Annotated in this window: 21 protein-coding genes and 2 pseudogenes; 12 read left to right on the forward strand and 11 right to left on the reverse strand. The window is 64.7% G+C overall.

Annotated features, from left to right (window positions below; genetic code table 11):
- Nucleotides 1–202 precede the first annotated feature (202 nt).
- The 3 genes from QP181_RS04200 to QP181_RS04210 form a co-directional block, all read right to left on the reverse strand.
- A complete protein-coding gene (locus QP181_RS04200; RefSeq protein ID WP_333927710.1) occupies nt 203–1,753 on the reverse strand; it encodes a hypothetical protein in 1,551 nt (516 codons plus the stop codon).
- A 304-nt stretch (nt 1,754–2,057) separates the two neighbouring features.
- Complete coding sequence (locus QP181_RS04205; RefSeq protein ID WP_333927711.1) at nt 2,058–2,885, reverse strand: HpcH/HpaI aldolase/citrate lyase family protein; 828 nt, start codon at nt 2,883–2,885, stop codon at nt 2,058–2,060.
- Nucleotides 2,886–2,895: 10 nt separating this feature from the next.
- Nucleotides 2,896–3,582, reverse strand: coding sequence for a GntR family transcriptional regulator (locus tag QP181_RS04210; protein ID WP_333929543.1), 687 nt, complete (start codon nt 3,580–3,582; stop codon nt 2,896–2,898).
- Between QP181_RS04210 and QP181_RS04215 the strand changes: the two are divergent.
- The 3 genes and pseudogenes from QP181_RS04215 to QP181_RS04225 all read left to right on the forward strand — a co-directional run.
- A pseudogene (locus QP181_RS04215) lies at nt 3,582–4,106 on the forward strand (FecR family protein); the annotation flags it as partial. The gene QP181_RS04210 and the pseudogene QP181_RS04215 sit on opposite strands and share 1 nt — an antisense overlap.
- 155 nt (nt 4,107–4,261) lie before the next feature.
- Nucleotides 4,262–5,629, forward strand: coding sequence for a TonB-dependent receptor (locus tag QP181_RS04220; protein WP_333927712.1), 1,368 nt, complete (start codon nt 4,262–4,264; stop codon nt 5,627–5,629).
- A 178-nt stretch (nt 5,630–5,807) separates the two neighbouring features.
- Nucleotides 5,808–6,209, forward strand: coding sequence for a hypothetical protein (locus QP181_RS04225; protein ID WP_333927713.1), 402 nt, complete (start codon nt 5,808–5,810; stop codon nt 6,207–6,209).
- Here the strand turns inward: QP181_RS04225 and QP181_RS04230 are convergent.
- Genes QP181_RS04230 through QP181_RS04250 form a run of 5 tightly spaced genes read right to left on the reverse strand, consistent with a single transcriptional unit; the run spans nt 6,200 to nt 10,529 of the window.
- Nucleotides 6,200–6,940 carry an acid phosphatase gene (locus QP181_RS04230; RefSeq protein WP_333927714.1) on the reverse strand — a complete coding sequence of 247 codons (741 nt, stop codon included), beginning with the start codon at nt 6,938–6,940 and terminating at the stop codon, nt 6,200–6,202. The two genes, QP181_RS04225 and QP181_RS04230, sit on opposite strands and share 10 nt — an antisense overlap.
- Nucleotides 6,937–8,010, reverse strand: coding sequence for a phosphatidylinositol-specific phospholipase C1-like protein (locus QP181_RS04235; protein ID WP_333927715.1), 1,074 nt, complete (start codon nt 8,008–8,010; stop codon nt 6,937–6,939). Before QP181_RS04235 ends, QP181_RS04230 begins: the two co-directional genes overlap by 4 nt.
- Nucleotides 8,011–8,024: 14 nt before the next feature.
- Complete coding sequence (locus tag QP181_RS04240; protein WP_333927716.1) at nt 8,025–9,443, reverse strand: TonB-dependent receptor domain-containing protein; 1,419 nt, start codon at nt 9,441–9,443, stop codon at nt 8,025–8,027.
- 16 nt (nt 9,444–9,459) lie between these two features.
- Nucleotides 9,460–9,900 carry a hypothetical protein gene (locus QP181_RS04245; protein ID WP_333927717.1) on the reverse strand — a complete coding sequence of 147 codons (441 nt, stop codon included), beginning with the start codon at nt 9,898–9,900 and terminating at the stop codon, nt 9,460–9,462.
- On the reverse strand, nt 9,807–10,529 hold the full coding sequence (locus QP181_RS04250) for a TonB-dependent receptor plug domain-containing protein (protein WP_333927718.1): 723 nt from the start codon (nt 10,527–10,529) through the stop codon (nt 9,807–9,809). The genes QP181_RS04245 and QP181_RS04250 overlap by 94 nt, the downstream gene beginning before the upstream one ends.
- A gap of 303 nt (nt 10,530–10,832) precedes the next feature.
- On the opposite strand from QP181_RS04250, the gene QP181_RS04255 reads away from it, so the two are divergent.
- Nucleotides 10,833–11,954 (forward strand): alkaline phosphatase, encoded by a 1,122-nt coding sequence (locus tag QP181_RS04255; protein WP_333927719.1) that lies wholly within the window; start codon nt 10,833–10,835, stop codon nt 11,952–11,954.
- A 227-nt stretch (nt 11,955–12,181) separates the two neighbouring features.
- Nucleotides 12,182–13,411 (forward strand): DUF5690 family protein, encoded by a 1,230-nt coding sequence (locus QP181_RS04260; protein ID WP_333927720.1) that lies wholly within the window; start codon nt 12,182–12,184, stop codon nt 13,409–13,411.
- Nucleotides 13,412–13,417: 6 nt separating this feature from the next.
- Here QP181_RS04260 and QP181_RS04265 read toward each other — a convergent pair whose 3' ends face one another.
- Nucleotides 13,418–14,176 carry a DeoR/GlpR family DNA-binding transcription regulator gene (locus QP181_RS04265; RefSeq protein WP_333927721.1) on the reverse strand — a complete coding sequence of 253 codons (759 nt, stop codon included), beginning with the start codon at nt 14,174–14,176 and terminating at the stop codon, nt 13,418–13,420.
- Between the two features lie 178 nt (nt 14,177–14,354).
- Here QP181_RS04265 and QP181_RS04270 point away from each other — a divergent pair.
- The 5 genes and pseudogenes from QP181_RS04270 to QP181_RS04290 form a co-directional block, all read left to right on the forward strand.
- Nucleotides 14,355–14,816 (forward strand): annotated as a pseudogene (locus tag QP181_RS04270) (TonB-dependent receptor plug domain-containing protein); the annotation flags it as partial.
- 1,132 nt (nt 14,817–15,948) lie between these two features.
- Complete coding sequence (locus QP181_RS04275) at nt 15,949–16,704, forward strand: TonB-dependent receptor domain-containing protein (RefSeq protein WP_333927722.1); 756 nt, start codon at nt 15,949–15,951, stop codon at nt 16,702–16,704.
- 62 nt (nt 16,705–16,766) lie between these two features.
- Nucleotides 16,767–17,981 (forward strand): alkaline phosphatase family protein, encoded by a 1,215-nt coding sequence (locus QP181_RS04280; protein ID WP_333927723.1) that lies wholly within the window; start codon nt 16,767–16,769, stop codon nt 17,979–17,981.
- Nucleotides 17,897–18,865 carry a phospholipase domain-containing protein gene (locus QP181_RS04285; protein ID WP_333929544.1) on the forward strand — a complete coding sequence of 323 codons (969 nt, stop codon included), beginning with the start codon at nt 17,897–17,899 and terminating at the stop codon, nt 18,863–18,865. The genes QP181_RS04280 and QP181_RS04285 overlap by 85 nt, the downstream gene beginning before the upstream one ends.
- A 397-nt stretch (nt 18,866–19,262) precedes the next feature.
- Nucleotides 19,263–19,688, forward strand: coding sequence for a fasciclin domain-containing protein (locus QP181_RS04290; RefSeq protein WP_333927725.1), 426 nt, complete (start codon nt 19,263–19,265; stop codon nt 19,686–19,688).
- 206 nt (nt 19,689–19,894) lie between these two features.
- Here the strand turns inward: QP181_RS04290 and crtI are convergent, their stop codons facing one another.
- A complete protein-coding gene (crtI, locus tag QP181_RS04295; protein WP_333927727.1) occupies nt 19,895–21,559 on the reverse strand; it encodes a 15-cis-phytoene desaturase CrtI in 1,665 nt (554 codons plus the stop codon).
- Between the two features lie 473 nt (nt 21,560–22,032).
- On the opposite strand from crtI, the gene QP181_RS04300 reads away from it, so the two are divergent.
- Nucleotides 22,033–22,587, forward strand: coding sequence for a fasciclin domain-containing protein (locus QP181_RS04300; RefSeq protein WP_132896567.1), 555 nt, complete (start codon nt 22,033–22,035; stop codon nt 22,585–22,587).
- A 159-nt stretch (nt 22,588–22,746) separates the two neighbouring features.
- A complete protein-coding gene (locus QP181_RS04305; RefSeq protein ID WP_333927728.1) occupies nt 22,747–23,127 on the forward strand; it encodes a phosphate-starvation-inducible protein PsiE in 381 nt (126 codons plus the stop codon).
- Between the two features lie 259 nt (nt 23,128–23,386).
- On the opposite strand, the gene QP181_RS04310 is transcribed toward QP181_RS04305, so the two are convergent.
- A complete protein-coding gene (locus QP181_RS04310; RefSeq protein WP_333927729.1) occupies nt 23,387–23,773 on the reverse strand; it encodes a hypothetical protein in 387 nt (128 codons plus the stop codon).
- Between the last annotated feature and the right edge of the window lie 215 nt (nt 23,774–23,988).

Below are 23,988 nucleotides of genomic sequence, written 5' to 3' on the forward strand. Positions count from 1 at the left end.
TAGCGCATAGGTGGCTGACGGCGCGGCAATACGGCTCGAGGTAGCGGAATAACGAACCTCCGCTTTCTCCATCCACACCGCTTATTCACCCCATCCGGGCGCGGTGAGCCGCCATTTGTTAGATTAACGCAAGGCCGAAACCGGGAGGCGGCACGGGAGCTCCGAATAACCGATTATGGGTCCAGTTCGCAGAAGCGGTGATTCAGCGGGCGACAAGGAGGGGCGCACCGCCGCCAAGCGAGACATGCGCGTCGATGTCAGTGCGCACCAGCGCCAGGCCGGGTACGGCAAAGCTTACATCCACTCCGTCGATTTGCTCGAAGGGTGGCATTGTTTTGAAAGTGATCGGGCGACCGGCGGTGATCGCGTAGAGACCGTCTCCACCCGCTAGCCACAAACCATCGGCCGCCGCCGTCAGTGCGTAGAAGGGCACCGTCTCAAAAGGCAGTTTCGGTGGATCGGCAGGCCAGCTCTTCTGCATTATGTACGGTTTGTAGTAGAGGCGTCGGACCTTGTCGCCGCACGCCTCGACCACCTGTCCGCTGGGAAAGAAGTGAACTAGGCCGACGGTGGCCACGACGCAGCCCGGGCGGCCAGGTTCGGGTCCCACGCCGTTGATCGGGCCGCCGAGTCCGGGGACTTCACTGACCACGCCAGTACTTGTATCGATGCGCTCGAGGCCGCCACCCCACTCTCCCTTCGCGAGCCCCAGCAACAGGGTCGTGCCTGTATCGAAGGGCGCTGTTCGTACGATGGGACCGATGAGCGGCGTCGAGAGGCCGACGGTGCGCTGCCGCGCGCCCGCGCTGACGACGAGGCGGCTCCGGCTCACCGCAATCACACGCTGGTCGGTGCAACTCAGAGCCTGAACCGCTTCCCCGTTGAGGTCCAGGCGTTGCATCGCGTGCCAGGAACGATCCTGGAGGCGGGATAACTGGCCATCCACGCCAAGGATGACCAGTGCGGCGCCCGCGACGCAGATGTCGGCCGCCGGTCCGGGCGTCGTCTCGGTACGGCGGTTGGTCTCCCCTGGTGCGACGCTCGAGAGCGTGCCGCGCTCTGTAAGCAGCCAAAGGCGATCAGAGGCCCAGACCGCTCGCTTGATGAAGCGGTCCTGTCTGTGCAGCATATTCTCCGGAGTGGGGGCGGCAGGGTTCGTCGCTGCGCGCACTGCCGCTTGATGCTTGCGCACGGTCGCGGCGGCCACAGGGGCGGCCGGAACACGGAAGCGCGTCGATGGGATGGCGGCGGTGCTGATCGAGACCAGTTGCGAGCCGAGGAGGTCGATCGGAGCACCCTGCGCGATCACCTCGCGGAAGCTGACGCGCTCCGGACTGTCGGCGCCCGGGAAGCTGCTCTCCTGCATGGCCACGAGGCGCCGGTGGCCGGCCGCGAGCATTGCCAGCGAAGGATCGCGGCTGATGACCAGCGGCATGGCACCGGGATTGTGGCTGGCACCGCTGATGAAGTAGCGGGTGCCCTTCCGGCCGTTGATCGACACTGTGTCGACCGGGAGCCAAGGTTGCATGATCTCCGACGCGGGACGTATGCCCGCGCGAGCCGCAGCGGTGTCCGCAGTCCGGATGACCGTCGGGCCGCCCGGCCCGGGTCTGACATCGTAACCTTTGCCGTTGGTCCAGAGATAGTAGCCGCGATCGTCGTTTCCGGCTCGAACGTCGCCGTTTGACGCGACCTCTATGATAAGCGCGCTTGCTGTGCTTACCGCACCAGGCCGCTGGTAAGTCGCCGTCACGTCCGCGCCCGCTTGGATGGGCGCGAGCGCAAGCAGTGCGACGCCTAATAGCGATGAATATCGTACCATCCGGCGGCAGCCTTTCTCCGAGCGGCCATACTACACCTTCCCCTCACCGAATGGGAGGGCAACAACGATCCGTGCTCAGGCTGAACGAAAGTCCGAAGGTAGGGAGGGCGCTGGAGGCCACGAGTGTCTGGAAGTGGATCATCATAGCTTGCGCTAACTGCTGAGATGTCACTCAAAATGATGGTATTTATGTCCTTGAGCCAACCCCATTTTTAAAAGCAAACCTAGCGAACTCTTACTCTCGCGTAGCTGTAAATGCCGAATAAGTATCAAGAAGTCGCCGAGCGCGGTCGACGACGGGTTTGTCGATCAGTTTGCCGTCGACCGCAACCGCACCGAACGCGCCATCGATAGCGGCGACCACGCGGGTGGCCCAGTCCACGTCGGCGTCGGACGGCAGGAAGGCCATGTTGACGATGCCGACCTGACGTGGATGGACACAGAGTTTTCCGCCGAACCCGAAGCGCCGGGCGTGGTCGGTGTCGCGGGCCAGCGCCGCGTCGTCGGTGAGGTCGGTCGAGACGCCGTCCACCGGTGCGGCAAGGCTTGCGCTGCGCGAGTGAAGGACGATCTGGGTGCGGACATGGTCGATCTCCGCGCTATCGCCGTCGATCCCGGCGTCGGCCTGAAAATCCACCGTGCCGAACGATAGGCGGGCGAGTCCAGGCGCGGTGACGAGGTCAGCAAGGTTGAGGATCGCCGCAACGGTCTCGACCAGCGCATGGAGCGGCTTGCCACCGGCGACCTCGTGCATCGCGATAAAGTCCGATGCGCGCTCGGCTTTGGGCAGCATCAGCCCCGCGACGCCTGGCAACGCCGCGAGTGCACGCACGTCGTCTGCATGCCACTCGGTATCCAGACTGTTGACGCGCACGAAGAACCGCGGTTCTGTCAGGGCCGCGAGCGCATCATGGATCGTATCCCGCGCCGCGACTTTGCGGTCGGGGAGGACCGCGTCTTCGAGATCGATCACCACCATATCCGCGCCGCTCGCGCGCGCCTTTTCGAAACGCTCGGCACGATCGCCGGGGACGAACAGGATACTGCGGGCGGCAATGGTCATGAAAAATCCTCTACAGGCCGGATACGGGATCGCGGCGGAAAGTCTGGGAATAGGAATAGCGGTCCGCGGGATGCGTATTGATCGCCATCTCGACGATCTCGCCGCGCGCGTTGAGATAGTGCCGCGTCAGGCGGAGGCCCGGCGCGCCGGTCTTGGTTTCGAGCAACCCGGCGATCGGCGCGGGGATCGCCACCGCTTCGATATGCTGGCGAACCTCGGCGACGCGCTCGCCGAACTGTTCCTCGATCCGGCTGAAGATCGGCACGTCGCCGACATCGTCGTCGAGCTTCAGGCTGCGGAACGCGGGGTGGAGATAGATGTCCGAATAGGAGATCGGGCTGGTCCCGGCGGCGCGGCGCAGCGCCATGAGATGCAGCCAGGTCTGGCCCGATGTTGCGCCGACCTGTTCGGCGAGCGGTCCGTCCAGCGCGACCGTCTCACGCGCGATGATCGTGAGGCTGGTCTCGTTGGTGTATTGCTGGAGGTCGGAAAGCCCCTCCATAACCTGGCGATACGCAGCCGGGCGCGACAGCCCGAGGACGCGCGTGCCGACTCCGGCCTGACGCGAGACCATGCCCGATTGCACGAGCCGCTTGATCGCCTCGCGCACGGTGAAGCGGCTCGCGCCGAACTGGTCGCAGAGCTCGAACTCGGTCGGCAACAGCGTGCCGATAGGATACCGCCCGAGCGGGGGAATGCACGACCGTGACGCTGGCTGACGGTTCGACCGTTTCGCTCAACGGCTCGACGCGGCTTCGAATTGTCTATGCGGACCGACAGCGCCGCGCGGAATTGCTTGCGGGACAGGCGTTCTTCGACGTGCGGCATGACGTTTCTCGCCCCTTTGTCGTACGCGCTGGTGCCAGCGAGACACGCGTCCTCGGCACCGCGTTCGACCTCGATCTGACCCGGACTCAGGTTGCACTGGCGGTCTACCGCGGCGCGGTCGGCTTCAACCCGTTCGGGACGCCGCGCGGTGTCGTGGTCCGGGCCGGGTACCGCAGCGCCGTCCGTGGCGGTGTGGCGGCAGCACCGACCCGGTTCGATCCGGTGCTGCCCGACTGGCGCAAGGGCTGGATCGACACGGCGGGTATGCGCCTGGACGATCTGGTCGAAATTCTCGACCGCCAGGGGGTGTCAGGATCGCACGCCCGGCGGAACCGCTGGCATCGACGACCGTGTTCGGGCGGTTTCGCACCGACCATCCGGATCGGCTTCTGAACGCGATCGGCAGCGGGTTCGGCTTCACCGTAATCCAGCGGCAGGGGACGTTGACGCTCGAAACCGCGCACTGACGAAAAACACTGTCCGGATTTGGCGGCACCGGCCGTCTTCCCTCCGGGTGGCGTCTGATGGCGCCAAGACGGGGGAATATGATGACGCGGTTTCACGGAACGTCGGCACTGGCCTTGGTAGCGTTCGCTCTAGCCGCACCGACGGTGGCGGATGCGCAGTCGACGGGCGCACGGATGTTTGCCATTCCCGCAGGCGATCTCGCACGGGCGCTGTCAGCCTATTCGAGCGTCACCGGCATGCAGGTCATCGCCGCGCCCGCGCTCGTTCATGGGCAGCGGACCAAGGGCGTCAGTGGGCGGCTCACCACGTCGGCCGCGCTCGCGATGCTGCTACGCGGCACGGGTTTGCGTCCGGTCGAGAGCAACGGCGTGACGATCCTCCGCCGGGACCAGGCACCGCCGCCGCCAAGCACTGTTGGCGCGCACGCGCCAGTCGTTGCGGCCGCCGCTAGCCAGGCGACCACACTCGCGCGTGAAACGCCGGAGACCACCCCGGACATCGTCGTCAACGGCTATCGCAGCAGCCTGCTGGCGGCGCAGGACCTGAAGCGTCGCGCGGTCGGGACCGAGGACAATATTGTGGCGTCAGACATCGCCGCGTTTCCCGACATGAATCTCGCCGAAGCGCTCCAGCGCGTCCCCGGTGTCGCCATCACCCGCGACACGGGCGAGGGACGCCAGATCGCGCTGCGCGGTCTCGGCCCCGATTTCACCCGCACGCAGCTCAACGGCATGGAGGTGCTCGGCAACACCGCCTCCGGCATGGACAACCGCGGCAATGTCAGCCGTAGCCGCGGCTTCGATTTCAGTCTGTTCGCGTCCGAGCTGTTCAACCGCGTCAGCGTGCAGAAAAGCTACGCCGCCAACCAGGACGAGGGCGGCATCGCCGGCACCGTACAGCTCTTCACCGCCAAGCCCTTCGACTATGACGGCCAGAAGATCGTGCTGTCCGCGAAGGCCCAGACGAACGATCAGACCAACGGCGTCACCCCGCGGCTCGTCGGCCTGTTCTCGCAACGTCAGGGCGATTTCGGTGCGCTCGTCTCGGTCGCGTATTCGAAGGTTCGCAACAACGAATATGGCTATCGCAACTGGAACTGGGGCAAGGTCACCTACGGCGCCAACAATATCGGCCCCGAGATCGACGCGGCGACGCGTGCACTATTGCGCGGTGGCACGATCTTCGCGCCTCAGGCGCAATCGCCATCGACCTGGTACACCGATCGTGAGCGGATCGGCGTCACGAGCGCGCTGCAATATCATCCCGGCGACAATTTCAAGATCGATGTCGACCTGCTGTACGGACACCTTGCCGACAAGCGCGACGACTGGGCGATCGCGGCGGGCGGCTATAACGCGCTGACCGGCAACGTCAGCGGCACGCAGGTGATCCAATCCGCGACGATCAAGGGTAATTCGCTCCGACGCCAACGTCGATGCCGGCGGTGACTCGCCGGGATGCCCATCGGGCTCCACCATCTGCTGATCGATACCCTGCGCCGCCGGTCACTCGGTAGCGCAGGGTCCTTCGGCGCTGTGGAGGCCGTATGCAAAGCGTTCGTTTCCGATCCGGTGCGGTGTTGCTCGGCGTGACGTCGATGCTCGCCGTGAGCGGGATAATCGCCGGATGGCATCCTCGGCGCGTTCGGATCGGGTAACGGGAATCATCGTGGTCCGCGGCGCGCCTATTACCGCCGCCAAGGCCGTACCGCTCACCCCGATCAGGCCGACCCGCGTCGCACCGACCGCAATGCCAGTCGAGACTGCGGTTGCGGACCTCCGCCGTGCGTATCCCCTGCTATCCGAGGTCGCGATGGAATGCCGGACCAGGCAATGCTCGCTGACCGCGACGATCCGCCCGCTGGTGTCGCAGAATGATCTGGATCGGCGACAGGAAATGTTGCTCGGCGGACTGGCGGCCGCGCTTGCCAAGGACGGCTATCGCATGGCGGTCCCGTTCGACATGGACGAAGTGGCGGACAACACATTCCATATCCGTGCGCACGTGACGGCCGAGGATCATCCCTGACCGGCGCCCTTTGCTTCGGCCCTGCACCGGTTCGCGTCCGGTGCAGGCGCCTTGACCTCGGCGAGTTCCGATCGCGCCACGTCCATCTCACGCCTGAAGTCCGGCGAGGTGTGGAGCATCGCGACCAGCACCGATCCTGCCATATAGCCCGCCTCGACCGCGCTTCGGCTGTGCGATCCGCAGATGTAGCGGCTCTCGCCATATTGGCGTCCACGGCGCAGGATCCGGGTGGCGCGATCCGGCATCAGTTCGGCGAGGATCAGCGCGGCGGACCACCCCGAAGTCGTGTGGCCCGAGGGATAGTCGCCATTGCCCGCCAGATGTGCGGTCTTCGGTTCGCAGATCGGCAGGTCGTCTTTCAGGTACGGACGCTTGACGGCAAATCCGTCCTTGGCGCGGCCGACCATGCCCTGGTCGTTCATCCGCGCGAAGATGCGGGTGAGGGCAGGGGACGATGACGTATCGAGCTTACGGCCGATCGCGCAGGCGAACACAGTGAAGCGGTCGTCGGTGACGTCGCGGGTCGCCATCTCGCCCCGCGGCGTACCGAGCAGTGCGCGCGTTTGCTGGAAGGTTGCGCGGTCGTTGGCATCCTGCGGCGAACCGGGCCTGGGCGGGGCGGGCAGGACCTGCATCAGGTCCGGCATCGACTGGTTCGCGAGATAGGCGGCGGGACCATCCACCGCGCCTGTCAGCGCCAGGACGGCGAGCAGCGACAGGCTGCGGATCACTTTGCGGCGCCTTCCAGATCGCCGCAGCCCTTGGGGTGGCGCACGGGGTTGCAGCGGGCGACCAGCCCGCCGGGCAGGGCGACGTGATAGCCGCCGGGCAGCCGCGGATCGGCCCAGAGATAGTCGGTCGAGACATAGTGCGCGCCGCCCGCCAGTGCGGTGTCGCGAGGAACGATGTCGTTGGCACGAGCCTCGCGCGTGTTGGCATCGGCCCGCGTGCGGACGATGAACCCGGTAGCGACGTCGCGGCGGATCCGGTCGGCATCGCGGACCGGGTCGTTGAGCGTCAGATAGGCGGCCGCAGGCGAGGCTTCGTCGGTGTTGATGAAGAACACGCGCCCCTCGAGCGAACGCCGCCTGCCCCGGTACACCGCGACCTTGGCGGGCGGCTCGTCGAGCGCGAACAGGAATTTCCCGCGCGAGACCTCCAGCAACGGCCAATTGTCCGCGAGCACCGCCTCGCGCAACGTCGGATAGCGACCCTGCACATCGTCGGGCACGATCAGCTTGGCCGGCGCCATCACCGAGCGAATTTCCGCATCGAGCGCATCATACGCCGTCTCGTCGAACGGCAGCGCGTCGATCCCACCCCGCGCGGCGTTGCGCTCGTCCTTCGCGTTGAACATCAGCAGGATTGGCACGTGACGCGGATGCTTTGCCGACCAGTCGCGGATGATCGTCAGGCATTCGGTCAGCAGGACGCAGCTCGATGCGTTGTCGATGCCGGGGATGTGCAGCACCTTGAAGCCCGGCCGTCTGAGCTTCGGATCGTTCGAGCCGCGCGCGTAATGGCCGCCCTGCGGATCGTAGTTCACGTCGATCTCGAGTTGCCGGGCGCCGGCATCGAGTTGTTCGGTCAGGCTGCGATGCGAGTAATCGAGCGCATCCGCCATCGCCGGATCGGCCGCACGGACCTTCGCCATCGTCGCGGCGGGCATCGGCTGTTTATAGCTGTTATGCGTGCCGATCACCGCCACGTCGTTGATCCGCAGCGGCGGCGCGGTATCGCGCGCCATTGCCGTTTGGGTAAGAGGGCCGAGGGTCAGCCCCGCCAAGATCGATCGCTTCACGGATACTCTCCCGATCAGAATTTGAACAACACCGAACCCTGCACCGCGCGGCCGAAGATCGGTCGGGCGAGGATCACCGCACCATCCGCCGCCCCCGGCACGAGCTGCTGTCCGCCGCCCTGGCCCAGCCCGAGTGCATTCGACAGGTTGGTGCCCTTGACCTGCACGGTGACGTTCTGCGTCACGTCCAGCTCGGCACTGGCATTGAACACTGAGAACGCCGGCAGCTTCACGAGGTTGGAATCGTCGTTGAACTTGTCGCCCTCATACCGCCATTCGCCCAGCACGCGCAGGCGGCCGCCGATTAGCGATACGCGCGGGCGGATGCTCGCCATGACCTTCGGCATGCTCGACGGGCGGTTGCCGTCGAACGAGGTGGTGACAGGCGCGCCGGCGACGATCGTGTTGTAGGTATAGTTCTTGAACTTCGGCTCCTGGTACGTCGCGGTCGCCGAGACGTCGAACCAGCGCACCGGCTTCAGGTTCGCTTCCAGCTCGACTCCGGTCGTGCTGACGTCGCCGTAATTGATCTCCTGGACGATGCGTAAGCTAGCCGGGTCGATATACGTGTTGGTGAACTGCACGTCCTTGAACGAATTGTAGAACAGCGTGGCGTACAGGCTGCCCCAGGGCTTCTGGAACTTCACGCCCGCCTCGGCCTGTTCGATCGACTGGCTGCGGATGCCGGTCGGCAGCACGTTGTCGCGGTACTGGCCGATCTGCGGCAGGCGGTAGGTGCTGGTGTAGCGCCCGAAGATGCCCGCCTCGGGGATGAACTGCCAGTTCGCGCCGATCGTGTAGCTGTGGTCGCTGAACTTCGGGTCGAAGCGGTTGAACACGCCCGAGCCGTACAAGACGTTGTCGTCGGCGAGGGTGTCGGGATTGCCGAGATTGAAGCTTTTCACGCCTTCCGAATAGCCATGGATCCAGATCGTCTCGTAGCGAAAGCCGCCATCGACGCGCAGCTTCGGCGTGACCTGCCACTCGTCGTAAATGTAGAACGCGACGTCCTCATACCCGCCATAGGAATGCGCGAACCGTGCCTCGTAGCGCTGAATGCCGGTGTCGGTGACGCGCCCGACGACCTGCCCGCCCGCGTTGACCGCGACGATATCGAGCAGGCGTGCGTTCGGCGCGACTTCGGTCAGGCCGACGCCGTCGTTGCGATCATGCGCCCAGTCTGCGGTGGTGCCGTACAGGCCGAGCTTCACGTCGTGTCGACCGATCCCGGTCTCGTAGACATGGCCGAGTTCGATCAGGCCCATGGTCTCCTTGATCGGATTCTGGATCGACTGGAAGGTGTTGACCCCGACCAGGCCGTTGCCGTTCGCATTGGCGCCATACGCACTGCCATCGTCGTTATAGACCAGCCGCACGTCGGTCGCGCCGCGGCCTGCGAACGCCTTGACCGCGTTGGCACGGACCGAGGACAATTGCGCCGCCTGCGTATTAAGGCTGTTCAGCCCGCGCGTTGCGATCGGTGGTGGAGTCGCGATAGCGGAACCCGCCGCTGATCGTCGTGCCGTCGTCGAACTCGGTATTGCCCTTCAGCGTGAATTGCAGGTCGCTCGTCTGGTTGAACAGGTTGAACTGCGCCTTGCGGATACCGTCGGGCGTCTTGATCTGGACGCGACCGTCCTGCGGTCCGGTCAGCGTGTCGTCATGGCCGTTGAACGGCGCGAGCGGCTTCAGATCGTCGCCGTTGCGCACCAATGGGATGGCGTCGAAGAAGAAGTTGTTATCTTCCATGTACTTCACGCCGAACGAGATGCTGCCCCGCGCGAAATCCTTGGAGATCAGCACGCGGCCCTGGCCGCCGTTGTTCGCCGCCGGCCCCGGATCGCGGATGCCCTGGTCCTTGTTGTAATAGCCGCCGACCGAAAGCGCCACCCGTCCGCAATCGGCCCGCCGAGCCACGCGTCGCCGCGGATTTGGCCGTAATCGGACGTCGTCAGCTTGAGCAGTCCGCTCAGCTGCGGCGTGCCCTTGCGCGGGATGAAGTTGACGAGGCCGCCGGGCGCGTTGGCGGCAAAGATCGAGGAGGGGCCGCCGCGGACCGCCTCGATCCCCGAATAGGTCTCGTCGATGCGGAGGAACTGGTCGACATTGATCCAGTTGATGCCGGGATCATGCTGGATCGGCAGGCCGTCCTCGTACACCGCGAGCGACTCGTAGCCGCCGCGCGGGATGCCGCGGACGCGCGTGTTGTTCGCACCGACGCCGCCTGAGGAATCCGCCCACACGCCCGGGATCTGCTGCATCGCCTCGGCCAGGTTGCCGATCGCTCGCTCGCGAAGGTCCTTCTCGCTGATCGTGGTGATCGAATAGCTCGCATCCACCTTCTTCTGCGCGACGGTGCCGAGGCGGCCCGTAACCAGGATCTCATCTCCGGAACCGGCATCGGGCGCCGACATAGTGTCTTTTTGTGCGATCGGCGCTGATTGTGCATCGACCGGGCCGGTGGCGACGGCGATGGCCATCAACGCCGCGGTCCCCCGCAGTATCGTGATCGTCTGCATGGTAACTCGAACCCCAATGTGTCCCGGCCTTACCGGCCGACGTGTCCACAGCGCTATGGGGGCGGGCTATGACGGCGGGACTACGGTAACATTACTGTCCCATGATGATTGCGTGACTGGACGGTGACGGGTGTCATTCCTGGCCGCCTTTAAGGGGCGCGGTTTCGCAGCGGGATTGCAAACGCTGCTGTCACAAATGGGTAAGATGCTCGCTGTAGCGACAACTCACAAATCTTCGCTCGAACGCGTTACCAGTCTGGGACTCGACCAATGACAAGAACCGGAAGCACCTCCGAACGCACGTTGCGTAAGGATGTATTGGCAGCGTGCTGTCTGGCCGCCGGTCTGGTGGGGAGCGGCGCAGCGTCCGCTCAAGCGCGACCCGTAAAGCTCCGCAACGTCATCGTGTTCCTGGGCGATGCCGGCGGTCTGCCGACGCTTAACGCCGCAGGCATCCTTGCGCACGATAAACCGCAATCCCTGTTCATCCAGTCGATGCCGCATGTCGGCTTATCGGACACTTCGTCGCTCAACCGATGGGTGACGGATTCCGCTGCGGGCATGACTGCGATCATGACCGGGCGGAAGACGAACAATGCGATGGTATCGGTCGTGCCGGCGAGCTCGGGCGGCGAGGTGAAGCCGGTCAAGACGTTCCTCGAATATGCCGAGCAGCACGGTCTTTCTACCGGGGTCGTCACGAACATGCCGATCTGGGATGCTACCCCGGCAGCGTGTTACGCGCACGTCGCGTCCCGCAAGGACAAGGACGAGATTTTCCGTCAGATGTTGGCGCCCCGCTTTGGGAACGGCGTCGACATCCTGATCGGCAAGGGCCGCAAGGACGCGGTCGCGTCCTTTGGGAAGATTCAGCAGACGCCCGAGCAGGCCTTTGCCAAGGCGGGGTATCGCTACGGTTCGGATCCGGCGCTCGTTCGCACCGCTGCGCGGGCCGCCGTTCTGCGCGACGACGATTACGCGCCGTTACCGGCCGTCGAGGCAACGATCGGCCAACTCGCGCGCAACCCCAAGGGCTATTTCCTGATGGTCGAATGGGACATGCACACCGATAACCCGCAAGCGGGGCTGCGCCACGTCGTCGAGATGGATGACATGATCCGCCGCGTTACCGCCATTGCGGGCAAGGACACGCTCATCCTGTTCACGGCCGACCACAGCTTTGGCCTGCGCATGTCGGGCGGCGATCGTGACGCACCGCTCGCCGAACAGTTTGCCGCAGCCGCGGCCAAACCAGGCGCCACGATCGCGAGCAACGACGTGATCGGGGTCCAGGACGGTCATACCGGCGAGGAAGTTATTGCCGCTGCCTCGGGGCCAGGGGCGGAGACTATCCATGGCTTTTTCGCAAACACGCATCTGTTCGACGTCCTCCTGAATGCCATCGGATGGACGAAGGAGTCTTGAGCGATTTGCCGTCGCGAGGCGGCAACGCGGTCATGGAAGAAGGGTTATCCGGATCCAGGCCGTGGAGAACCCGGTGGCGTGCTGCGGCTTCCTTGCGGTGATCCGGATCTGGTAGAGGGGTGAGGCAGCCCGACGCGAAACGGCGTCACGTGGATGCAACGTGACTGGTCTAGCGACTGCCGGTGAACTTACGGTCCCTGTCGTCGTCGATGCGCCTCCCAACCACCTTGACGGCGACCGCGCCGGGCATCGCCGCGTTCTGCGTGTATTTTGCGATGTACGGGTTTCGCAAGCCAATCGCGGCGGCAGGGTTCGACGGCGTGCCGGCCGTGTTTGCCGGGCTCGATTACAAGACGGCCCTGATCCTGTCGCAGGCGGTCGGTTACGCACTGTCGAAGATGATCGGGGTCCATGTCGTCTCGGTCCATCGGCCGGAGCATCGCATGCGCCTGATGCTGTCGCTGATCGGAGCGGCATGGGCGGCGTTGTTGCTGCTGGCGCTGTTGCCTGCCCGGTTTGGCCCGCTGGCGATGCTGCTGAACGGCTTGCCGCTCGGGATGATCTGGGGGCTGGTCTTCAGCTATCTCGAGGGGCGGCGCAATTCAGAGGTGCTCGCGTCGATCCTGACCGCGAGTTTCATCCTGTCGTCGGGCGTGACGCGATCGGTCGGCAGCCTGTTACTGGAGCACGGCGTCAGCGCGTTCTGGATGCCGGCACTGACCGGGTTGATCTTCACGCCGCTGTTGTTGGTGAGCGTGGCGGCGCTGACGCGTTCTCCCCCGCCGGATGCGGCGGACTCGATCGCGAGAGGCGTGCGTGGGCCGATGGATGCGGCAGCGCGGCGCGCGTATCTGAAGCGGCATTGGGTGCCGGTGACCGCTTTGGTTGTGGGCTATACGATGCTGGCGGCACTTCGCGACCTGCGTGACAATTTCGCGCCCGAGCTGTGGATGGCGCTCGATCACCCGGCGACGCCTGCGCTGTACGTGGCGACGGAGGTGCCCGTGGCGGTGATTGTGCTGCTCGGCCTGGCGATGCTGGGGCTGGTACGCGACAACCGGTACGCGGTGGTCACGATCCACGGCGTCATCATGGCGGGCGCCGTGATCCTTGGCGGATCGATGCTGGCGTTGCGGGCAGGGGCGATCGGGCCGGTGACCGGCATGATCCTGACCGGCATCGGGATCTACCTCGCCTATGCCCCGTTCAGCGCGATCCTGTTCGACCGCATCATGGCCGCGAGTCCGTCGCCTGGCACCGCGGGATTCCTGATCTATCTGGCGGACGCGTTCGGCTATTCGGGCAGTATCGGTCTGTTGCTCATGCGGAGCACGACTGCCCCCGGGCGGAACTGGCTCGGGTTGTTCCTCGATGCCGGCGTGCTGACCGGCGCCGCGCTGCTGGTGCTGACGTTCGTCTCGGCATTCTGGTTCGTCCGCCATCCGCCGACGCGGTGAGGGCGATCAGAGGGTGTGGAGCCGGACGCCGGCGCGTGTCGCGGCATCGGCGATCGCCGGTGGCGCGGGAAGGTCGGTAACGAGATCGTGGACCTGCGCGAAGTCGGCAACATGGACGGTGCCGGCGCGGTCGAACTTCGCCGCGTCGGCGACGACGATTACTCGGCGCGCGCCATCGAGCAGCGCGCGCTTGTACGCCGCCTCGTCGGGTTCGAAATCCATGAAGCCGCGCTTCGCCTCGATCGCGCCCATCGACAGGATCGTCGCGTCGGGCGAGAAGCCGCGCGAATACCGGATCGCCTCCGCGTCGAACGTCGCCCGATAATCGACGTTGACCGCGCCGCCGGCCAGAAAGACGCGGATCCCGTCGCGACCGAGCATGTCGCCTGCCACCTCCAGGTTGTTCGTGACGATCGTCAGTCGTCGCCGATCGGCGAGTGCGCGTGCGACCCAGCACGAGGTGGTGCCCGAATCGATCAGCACGGTCATCCCGTCCTCGATCAGCGTCGCCGCTTGGCGCGCGACGGCCTGCTTCGCGTCCGCCTGCGCCTGCATCCGCAACCGGTATGGCGCTTCCAGCCTGGTGTCGGGAAGCTTGACCCCGCCATGCACCTTGTACGCGCGGCCGCTCGCCTCAAGTTGCCGCACATCGCGCCGGATCGTCTCGTCCGATACGGCGAAGTGATCCGCGAGCATCGTGATCGAACACGAGCCCCGCGCTTCGAGCAACGCGACTAGACTGGCGATACGATCCGACTGCGTCACACGGCTTCTCCTGTACGGCCTGTTTCTCCGCATCTCCCGTTGGGTACAAGCCACAAAATACCAACAATATCCACACGATGTCACAGCCATGTCACACGGCGCTTGCAAGGGCTGCGTCACAGGATGCCCGGCAATACTCGGACCGTGGCAAGGGGAAGACGACATGACCAAGTGGATGATGGGGGCTGCGATCCTGGCGATCGCGGCGACGACGAATGCGCGCGCGCAGACGACCGTAACGCCGTCCGCGACGCCAGCTGGCGATGCGGAACAGCCGCGCAGCGACGAGATCGTCGTGACCGGACAGTCGACCGCATTTGCCAACACGCGCGTGACCACGGCGATGATCGACCGTCAGTCCGCGCTCGCCAGCGTCAACGACGTCATCAACGAACTGCCCGGCGTGTTCGTCGCGGAGGGCGACGCGTTCGGCTCGTCCGACTGGGCGACCTCGATCAGCATCCGCGGCTTCAACAGCGGCGGTGGTGGTGGCCAGCAGATCGGCTCGACGATCGACGGTTTGCCCAACGGCGGCTCGGGCTATGGCGGCGGATCGCGCGCCAACCGGTATATCGACGTGCTCGACCTCAAGACCGTCAACGTGTCGCAGGGGACCGCCGACATCTCGTCACGCTCGAACGAAGCGCTCGGTGCGACGCTGGATTACGTGACCTCCGATCCGACCACGGACAGCCGGTTGCGCTTCACCGCCGCCGGGGGCGATTTCGGTGCGCGCAAATTCTACGTACGCGGCGATACCGGCACCATCGCGCCCAACACCACCGCCTATGTCAGCGCATCGACCTCACGCGTGCGCGACTGGATCGGCGGATCGGGCAAGACGAGCCGCGACCATATCGACGCCAAGGTGTTGAGCCGTGTCGGTACGGTCGACCTGACAGGGTTCGTCTCGTACGACGATGCGGATGAATCTGAGTTCGGATCGGTATCGCCCGCGCAGTTCGCGAACGATCCGAACCATGACGCCTATACCGACAGCTGGACCGGGCTGCCGTACGTCGACCAGGCCTATCGCCCGACCTCGCGCGCGCTGCGGAAGAACCTGTTCGGGTATCTGAAGGCCCGTACCGAACTCGGTGAAGTGAAGTTGCAGGTGGCGGGCTATTATCACCGGATGCGCGGCCGCGGCGATTTCGCGCCGCCGTACCTGGTCGATGTCCGCAACGACGGCAGCGGCAACCCGGAAAGCGAATATGTCGGCGGCCCGACGGTGCGCGGCAGCGATGCGCTCGGCAAGATCTACTTCGTCACGCCGACCGGTGCGGCGGCGACCCTGACGCCAGGGTGCGTCGGCACCAGCGGCGTGCCTGCCGAATACTCGCCGACCTGCTACGCATCCAACGCGACGCCAGTCATGTCGTACCGTCACACCCACTACAAGAACGACCGCATGGGCTTCACCAGCGACGTCGACTGGCAGCATGACTTCGGCGTAGTGCAGAATCAGTTCCGCGCCGGATTCTGGTTCGAGCACAGCCGCGCCAACCAGCTTCGCGACTGGCACAAGATCACCAACGCGCGGGTCGGCCCCGCCTTCGACGGCACGCCCTATTACGTGCAGTTCAGCACCGACTACGGGCTCGACGAGGTGATGTACTATGCCGAGGACGCGGTCACCTATGGCCCGGTCACGGCGCGGCTCGGCGTCAAACAGTTCTTCCTCGACCAGAGCCGCACCGAACTGCTCGGCAATCTGAGCACGACGTCGATCCAGTCGCATTCCGATCCGCTGATCAATGCCGGCCTGACCTATGCGACACCGTTGCAGGGCATGGAGCTGTTCGCCGGCTATTCGCAGAACTTCGCGGCGATCGGCAACGGACCGCTCGGCCAGCCGCCCGAGACGATCTCGCAACCTGCGGCCGGAAACCGCGAACAACATCGAGATCGGGGCGCGCTACAATACCGGGCGGATCCAGGCGTCGCTGACCGGCTACGACATCAAGTTCAAGAACCAGATCGTCTCGATCTCATCGAACCTCGTCACCGGGATCGATTATCTCGAGCAGCAGGACAGCGTCTATCTGAACGTCGGCGGGGTGAAGAGCCGCGGTATCGAGGCGGCGCTGGCCTACCGCGTGCTGCCACCGCTGACGCTGTCGGGCAGCTTCACCTACAACCACGCGACCTATATCGGCACCGGCAACGCCGCGCAGGATGCCGATGTCGGCGTGACGCCCGGCCAGCAGGTGATCAATTCGCCGCGCACGATGTGGGTGGTCTCGGCGGACTATAAAATGTCGTTCTTCAAGGCAGGCGTCGCCACCAAGTTCGTCGGCGACCGCAATATCGACACGCAGGGCAAGGCCCAGGCCGGCAGCTTCACGCTGGTGAGCGGCTATGTCGGCGCCGATCTTGAGGCGGTGAGCGAGCAGCTCAAGGGCGTGTCGTTCACGGTGCAGGCGACCAACCTGACCGACGAACGCTATCTGTCGAGTGCCGATGGTGGCTCGGCGTTCCTCGGCACGCCGCGGACCGTGACCGCGTCGCTGTCGCTCGACTTCTGATCTGAAATGGGCATGGTTCGTCGGCGTTTGCGGACCATGTCCTTCACATGTGGATTGCCCCAATGACCGACGTTTCCCGCCGTTCGCTGCTAGGTGCCAGCCTCACCGGGGCGGCGCTGTCCGCGTTTCCCGCGGCGATCGCACGGGCGGCGGCGATCGCGCCCAACGTGAAGACGGGGTCGATCATGGATGTCGAGCATGTCGTCATCTTGATGCAGGAAAATCGCGGTTTCGATCATTATTTCGGGTCTTTGCGCGGCGTCCGCGGGTTTGCGGACCGGTTGCCGATCCCCGTGCCTTCGGCGGCCGATGCGACGAAGCCTGCGCCGGTCTGGTATCAGCGCGACCGGACGGCGGCCGGCGGCGCGCGTACCGTCCTACCGTTCCATCTCGCCACGCGCACGAATTTCGACCTGATGCGGATGGAGGGCACGCCGCACAGCTGGCCCGATGCGCAGCGCGGGTGGGACGAGGGCCGGATGGCGCATTGGCCCGAGGCGAAGAGCCAGCGCGCAATGGGGCATTACCGGCGCGAGGACATCCCGTTCCAGTTCGCGCTCGCCGAGGCGTTCACGGTCTGCGACGCGTATCATTGCTCGGTCCAGACCGGCACGAACACCAACCGCCTGTTCCTGTGGAGCGGCACCAACGATCCCGGCGGCACGATGGGTGGCCCCGCGATCGGCAATTCGCACGACAGTTTCCCCGCAGACGGCGGCGCTGCCGAGCCGTATCGCTGGACGACGGTGGTCGAGCGGTTGCAGGCCAAGGGCGTCGACTGGCGCATCTACCAAGACATGGCCGACAATTTCACCGACAACCCGTTGGTCGGTTTCGCTACGTTTCGCGACGCGCACCAGGGTAGCGGGGATCCTGCATTACGTGACCGTGCGCTGACGACACGCGGGCTCGACATGTTGCGCGCCGACGTGCTCGCCGGGCGACTGCCGCAAGTGTCATACGTGATCGCCACCGCGAAAGGCTCGGAACATCCCGGTCCGTCGAGCCCCGCGCAAGGCGCTGCCTATACCGCAGAGGTGCTCGACGCGCTGACCGCGGATCCGAAGGTCTGGGCGCGGACCGCGTTGCTGGTCATGTTCGACGAGAATGACGGGTTCTTCGATCACGTCCCGCCCCTGCGCCGCCGTCGCGTTCGGCCGACGGCACGCTACTTGGTGGCTCGACGGTCGATCTGGCCGGCAGCTATCACACGGAACCGAGCAAGGGCGATGCGGCGATCGACCTCGCCGCCTATCGCGGTCGTCCCTACGGGCTAGGCCCGCGCGTGCCGATGTACGTCGTCTCGCCGTGGAGCCGGGGCGGGTGGGTCAATTCGCAGGTGTTCGATCACACCTCGGTAATCCGATTCCTCGAAAAGCGGTTCGATTTTCACGAGCCCAATATCACGCCCTGGCGCCGCGCGGTCTGCGGTGACCTGACCTCCGCGTTCGACTTCACCGCCGCAGATCCTGCGCCGTTCGCCGCCATGCCCGATCCGCGTACCGACGCCGCGCGGGCTGCCGCGATCCCCAAGCAGGTAAGCCCGCAGGCACCGGCCGGGTCATCGCCTCCATGGCAGGAACCCGGGATCCGTCGTGCTCGCCCGCTACCGTATGCGTTGACCGTCGGCGAGACGATCGCCGATGGCGCGATCACGCTTCGCTTCGCGGCGGACGGCACGCAGGCTGCGGTGTTCCACGTCTATGATCGGACCAACCTGACCCAGACGCCGCGCCGCTTCACGGTCGAGCCCGGACACGCATTGGATGGGCGCTGGCCGTTCGATCACGAAGGCCGCTACGATCTCTGGGTGCTCGGTCCGAACGGGTTTCACCGACACTTCATGGGGCACAGGGACGACCCGGCGCTGTTGTCCGGGCTGATCTGGCGCGCGACCACGACCGAGATGACATTGCTTCTTCCCGCCGGGCACCACACGCACAAGCTGATCGCGCGGACCGAACGCATCGGCGCGACGACCCTGGTGACGCCGCTGACCGAAGCCCAGCGTAGCTGGCCGCTAAGCAAGAGCCATGGGTGGTACGACATCACGATCGGTGCAGCGAATGTCCCGAACTATCTGCGTCGGGTATCAGGGCGCATCGACGCCCCCGACCGAATTACGTGTAGCGATCCGTTCGTGATGGTTCCGCGGGTCTGACCCTCGTCAATTAGTCTCGACAAGACCGTGCATTCCGCAACCGGGTTTTGCGGACATAGGATACGTCGCTTAGGCTGGGTTACGATCGGACTTGGTGACCCTGGCTGGAAAAAGCTTTCGGATGCCTACGGCAGCGCTGCCGACATCCCGGAACTGTTGGAAAAAGCTGCAGCCCTTTTCCCGAGGTGGATTGGCACGTGGTATTGACGACGCCGATTTCCATACGACCGAAAGGTCATATCGCGCATCGCATGGCCGGGTGGAATGAGGGGTGCGCCAGACGACGACACGGCGCGACGAACTCTGATCTTCGGCCCCAAACGGCGGCTGCGGCGGATCGTGGCGCCGGTTGAACCTTGGCAAACGCGCTATTTTTCTCTGATTCAGGACGAAGAAGATGACCGATACCAAGCATGATATTGTCGACACCGCCGTCGCTGCGGGTTCGTTCACGACGCTGGTCGCCGCAGTCGGTGCCGCGGGGCTGGTCGACACGCTGAAGGGCGAGGGGCCATTCACCGTCTTCGCACCGTCGGACGACGCATTCGTCGCGCTGCCGGCCGGCACCGTCGATGATCTGGTCAAGCCCGAGAACAAGGCCAAGCTGACCGAAATCCTCCTGCTCCACGTGCTGCCCGGTGCGGTGATGGCGGCGGACGTGAGCGGCAAGGTGCTTGACCCGGCAACCGCCGGCGGCGCGACGGTCCATGTCGATGGCACCGATGGCGTGACCGTCAACGGCGCCAAGGTGGTGACCGCCGACATCGCCTGCACCAACGGTGTGATCCACGTGATCGACAAGGTGCTGCTGCCGACCGGCTGAGACCTCTACAATCCGGCACCGGGGCAGCAACGTCCCGGTGCCACCGGTTGGAGATATACGAGACGGTTACGATCGTCTTTGTTGGCCTTGCAGGCCGATCCTGCGCATGCGCGATCACGCGCTCATCCAGACCATGCATGGCTGAAAAGCCCCGGGCGTAGTTGCGCCCTGGCCGCCGTGTAGCGCGCGTGCCGCTGGCCGGCCGTTCAGACCCCGGCCAGTCCCATCGCCAGCGCTCGATCCCCGACACACGCGCCCGGTACGCCGCCGACGATCCGCGGATCGATCGCGAAGTCGCGCGCTATTTCGCGCGCGGTCATCTTCGCGGACATCATCACCGAGGGCGTGCCGCCGCCCGGCTGTGTACCCTGGCCGACCAGATAGAGGTTCGCGACATCCTCGCTGCGGTTGTGCGGGCGGAAGAACGCGGTCTGCGTCATCCGTGGCTCGACCCCGAAGCCATTGCCGAGGTGCGATCCCAGCACCTCTTCGAAATAGTCCGGCGTCACGAAGCTGCGATGGACGATCCGCTCACGCAGGCCGGGAATGTAGCCGCGTTCGTCGAGGAAGGTCAGCACCGTGTCGGCAAAGCCTTCGCCGACCGCATCCCAGTCGATATCGCTCTGGTTGTTAGGGACCGGGATCAGCGTGTACGCCGCGTGATGGCCCGCCGGCGCAAGGCTGGGGTCGGTGATCGTCGGGATGTGGAGATATTGCGAGAAGTCGTCGGCGAGGATCTTGCGCTCGAAGATGTCGGTCAGGAGCTCCTCGTAGCGCGGGCCGAGGATGATATTGTGGTGCCGCAGGTCGGGGTCGCCATCCTGTATCCGATAGCCGAAATAGATCACCATCAGCGACATGCTCTGCTTGCGGAACTTGACCAGCGCGTCGCGATTAATCCGCCGGTGCGCCTTGTCGACGAGCTTCAGATAGGTGGCTGCATAGTCGGCGTTCGAGACGACCAGACCCGCCACCAGCGTTTCGCCGTTCGCCAGCGTCACGCCGGTCGCGACGCGCTTGCGGCCGCGCTTCTCGACCTCGATCCGATCGACCTTGGCATTCAACTTCACCGATCCGCCGAGTTCCTCGAACTTGTGGACCATCGCCTTGACCAGCGCGCCGGTGCCGCCGACCGCGAAATGCACACCCCAGGTCTTTTCGACGAAATGGATCATCGCATAGATTGCGGGCACCTTCAGCGGATTACCGCCGATCAGCAGCGGCTCGAAGCTGAACACCTGCCGCATCTTGTCGCTCTTGAAATATTTCGAGATCAGCGAGAACAGCGGCTGGATCGCGCCGAGCTTCAACAGGTCCGGGAGCACGCCGACCATCGAGCCGAGCGAGCCGAAATAGGTATAGCCGAGCTCGAGGAAGCCGCGCTCGAAGATCGCGCGGGCGGCCTCGTGGAAGCGTTCGTAGCCGTCGAGATCCTCAGGGGCCAACCGCGCGATCTGCGCGCGGACGTTGACCGGATCGGCGTCGTAATCGAAGAAGCTGCCGTCGTCGAAATAGATCCGGTAGAATGGCAGGATCGGCACGATGTCGACGTAGCGCTGCGTGTTGGGGCCGCCGCTTGCGCCCGATACGATGCGGCTACCCTCGGCGAGCACCGATGGCGGAAAGTCCGGTTCGTCGAGCATCGCCGCGTCGCGCTCGAGCGAGAACAGCTCCTCGATGAAATGCGGAACGGTCAGCACGGTCGGGCCCATGTCGAAGACGAAGCCATCGACGCGGCGGACATAGGCGCGGCCGCCGACATCGCCGAGCTGCTCGACGATCTGCGTATCGAAGCCGAGGCTCTGCAAGCGGATCGCGCAGGCGATGCCGCCGATCCCCGATCCGATTACGATAGCGCGCTGGCGGGTCATGACGGTCGTCTTTCCTGGGAGTCGGGAGAGGATCTGCGGCGCTCCACGAGCGGTCGTTCGATCCCGTGCGATAACCGCGGATGCGGCACCGCGACAGGGGCGAACGGCTGCAACGCCCGATCGGTGCTGGTGGGGGCAGACCCGCGGGTGGGTTTCGCTACGCTCTCGTCAATCGTGTCACGATACGGACTTTGGGCCGTATCCCGTGCCGGCCAGCGTCGCGTCGCTCGACGAGAGGATATGATCGCACGGCAGCGTATCGGGGATCGCATTGCCGATCGGGGTAGGTCGGACCCGTCCTTTGGTCCGTATTGCCTGGCGAACGCCTAGTGCCGAGACCGCAGACGGGCTGATGGTGAGTGATTGCGCGCCCCGAAAAGGCGCTGTGACTCCCCTTCAGGCCCGTCGTTTCAGGATCCCGAACGCTTGTCGGTGGCCGGCAGACGGGAGTGTATGATGCTAGGAGAACCAAGATGACATCACGGATCGCGCGCACATTGGGCGTCTGCCTCGCACTGTCGGTTGCGGTGCCGGTTATTGCGGTCGCGGCTAACCCGAAGGTTGGCGGTGCCGCCATGTATGCCAGCAAAACCATCGTCCAGAATGCCTCTGCCGCCAGCAACCTGACGACGCTTGTTGCCGCCGTGAAGGCCGCCGGTCTCGTCGAGACGCTGTCCGGCCCAGGCCCGTTCACGGTGTTCGCACCGACGAACGCGGCCTTTTCGAAGCTGCCCGCCGGCACGGTGACGACGCTCCTCAAGCCCGAGAACAAGGCGCAGCTTGCGGGTATTCTGACCTACCACGTCGTGCCGGGGAAGATCACTGCGAAGGATGCGCTGGCCGCGATCAAGGCCGGGGGCGGCAAGGCGACGCTCACCACCGTGCAGGGCGAGGCGCTCACGGCGCGCGTCACGAACGGCAAGATCGTGCTGACCGACGCCAAGGGCGGCAAGTCGACCGTGACGACGGCAGACGTGATGCAGTCGAACGGCGTGGTCCACGTGGTGGACACGGTGCTCATGCCGTGACGTTATTCGTGGCGCCGATGTGTCCGGCGCCACGTCCACTCTGCCCCCGGCAGTAGTTACAATACGCGTTGCATAGGGCCTTGCATGAAGTCTTTCGGAGAAGATCAGGCAGGCGCCTCGAAGGAGGACATCGTCGCCGATCGGTCCTTCAAGCCGACAGTGGGCGAAACCGAGCACACTGTCGCGTCGATCGGCTTTCATGTCGTCGAACGCATTTTACTCCTGCTCGTCGCGCTGATGACGATCTGCGGTGCGGCAACCGAGATCTACCAGATCTACCAGACCCGGTCGATCAATCTCGCCGATATCCTTCTGATGTTTCTCTACACCGAGGTGATCGTCATGGTGAACGTGTTCTACACCGGCAAAGGCGCCACCTTTATCTATCCGATATTCATCGCGATCACCGCGCTGGCGCGGCTCATCGTGCTGCAAAGCAAGGACATGGCGCCTGAAAATATCGTGTTCGAGGCCAGCGCGATCCTCCTGCTTGCCGTGGCAGCCATGGCGATGACGCGCCTCAGTCGATCGACGGCTTAAGTCGAGAGATGGATGGAGTCGCGTTTCATGGCGAGGGACGAGCGCGGGTTGTTGAGCGGCCTTAGCCGCTCAGGCCACGTGAAGGACGAAAACGGCGCAGCGTGTCTGGCCCGCTAGCGACTGCCACTTATGGTCTGCCAGAAGATGGTGGGGCCGACCGCCGATTTGTCGAATTCGAAGGTGGGTCAGGCAGAATTTTCACGACGAGACCATTGTAGTTGGTTCCCTCACCACGTTTTGGGCGGCCTCGAGACCGCAACTAACGGCGGCTCGACGCATGTCGAGTGAAGACATAGGGCGTCAGGCCTTCGTGGAGGACGATTCTGGTCGGTGCCGGGAGCCGGTCGAGGCGAAGCTTCAAGATTGAGCGGGTACCGTCCACGTCGAACCCGATGTCTGGAACGGCGCCAACATATACCTGCGGCAGTATGTACGGCCCATCCGCGTCTAGGGCCACGGTATAGCGGATCTTGCGCTGGCCGTTCAGTAACATCTCGCCATCGGTAAGCGTGATCGTTCCGCAGTAGTCGTTGACAAAGGTCCCGTTCTCGCCCTTTCCCGCTGCGGAATTCGGCAGCATAATGGCAAGGCCAGCAATTAGCACCACCCCAACCACCACGATTCCAAATGTGATCCAGCGCCTCATCACTAGGTTTCCTTGCCTAAGCCTGACGGTCTGTAGGTGAGGCCCTCGGCAAACACGACAGTTTTTGTTGGATGCCTTGTGCAGAATGAGGTATCTCGAACAGCCTCAGCTGATCACCTAAATTACCTAAAGGCTCAATGACGGAAAATGGGTCGTCGCTGCACAGGAAAAACGGCCGCTTTCTCGCATCCAAAACCGTGGCAGCGCTCAGTGAA

The sequence above is a fragment of the Sphingomonas sp. LR55 genome (assembly GCF_036856015.1).
GTDB lineage: Bacteria > Pseudomonadota > Alphaproteobacteria > Sphingomonadales > Sphingomonadaceae > Sphingomonas.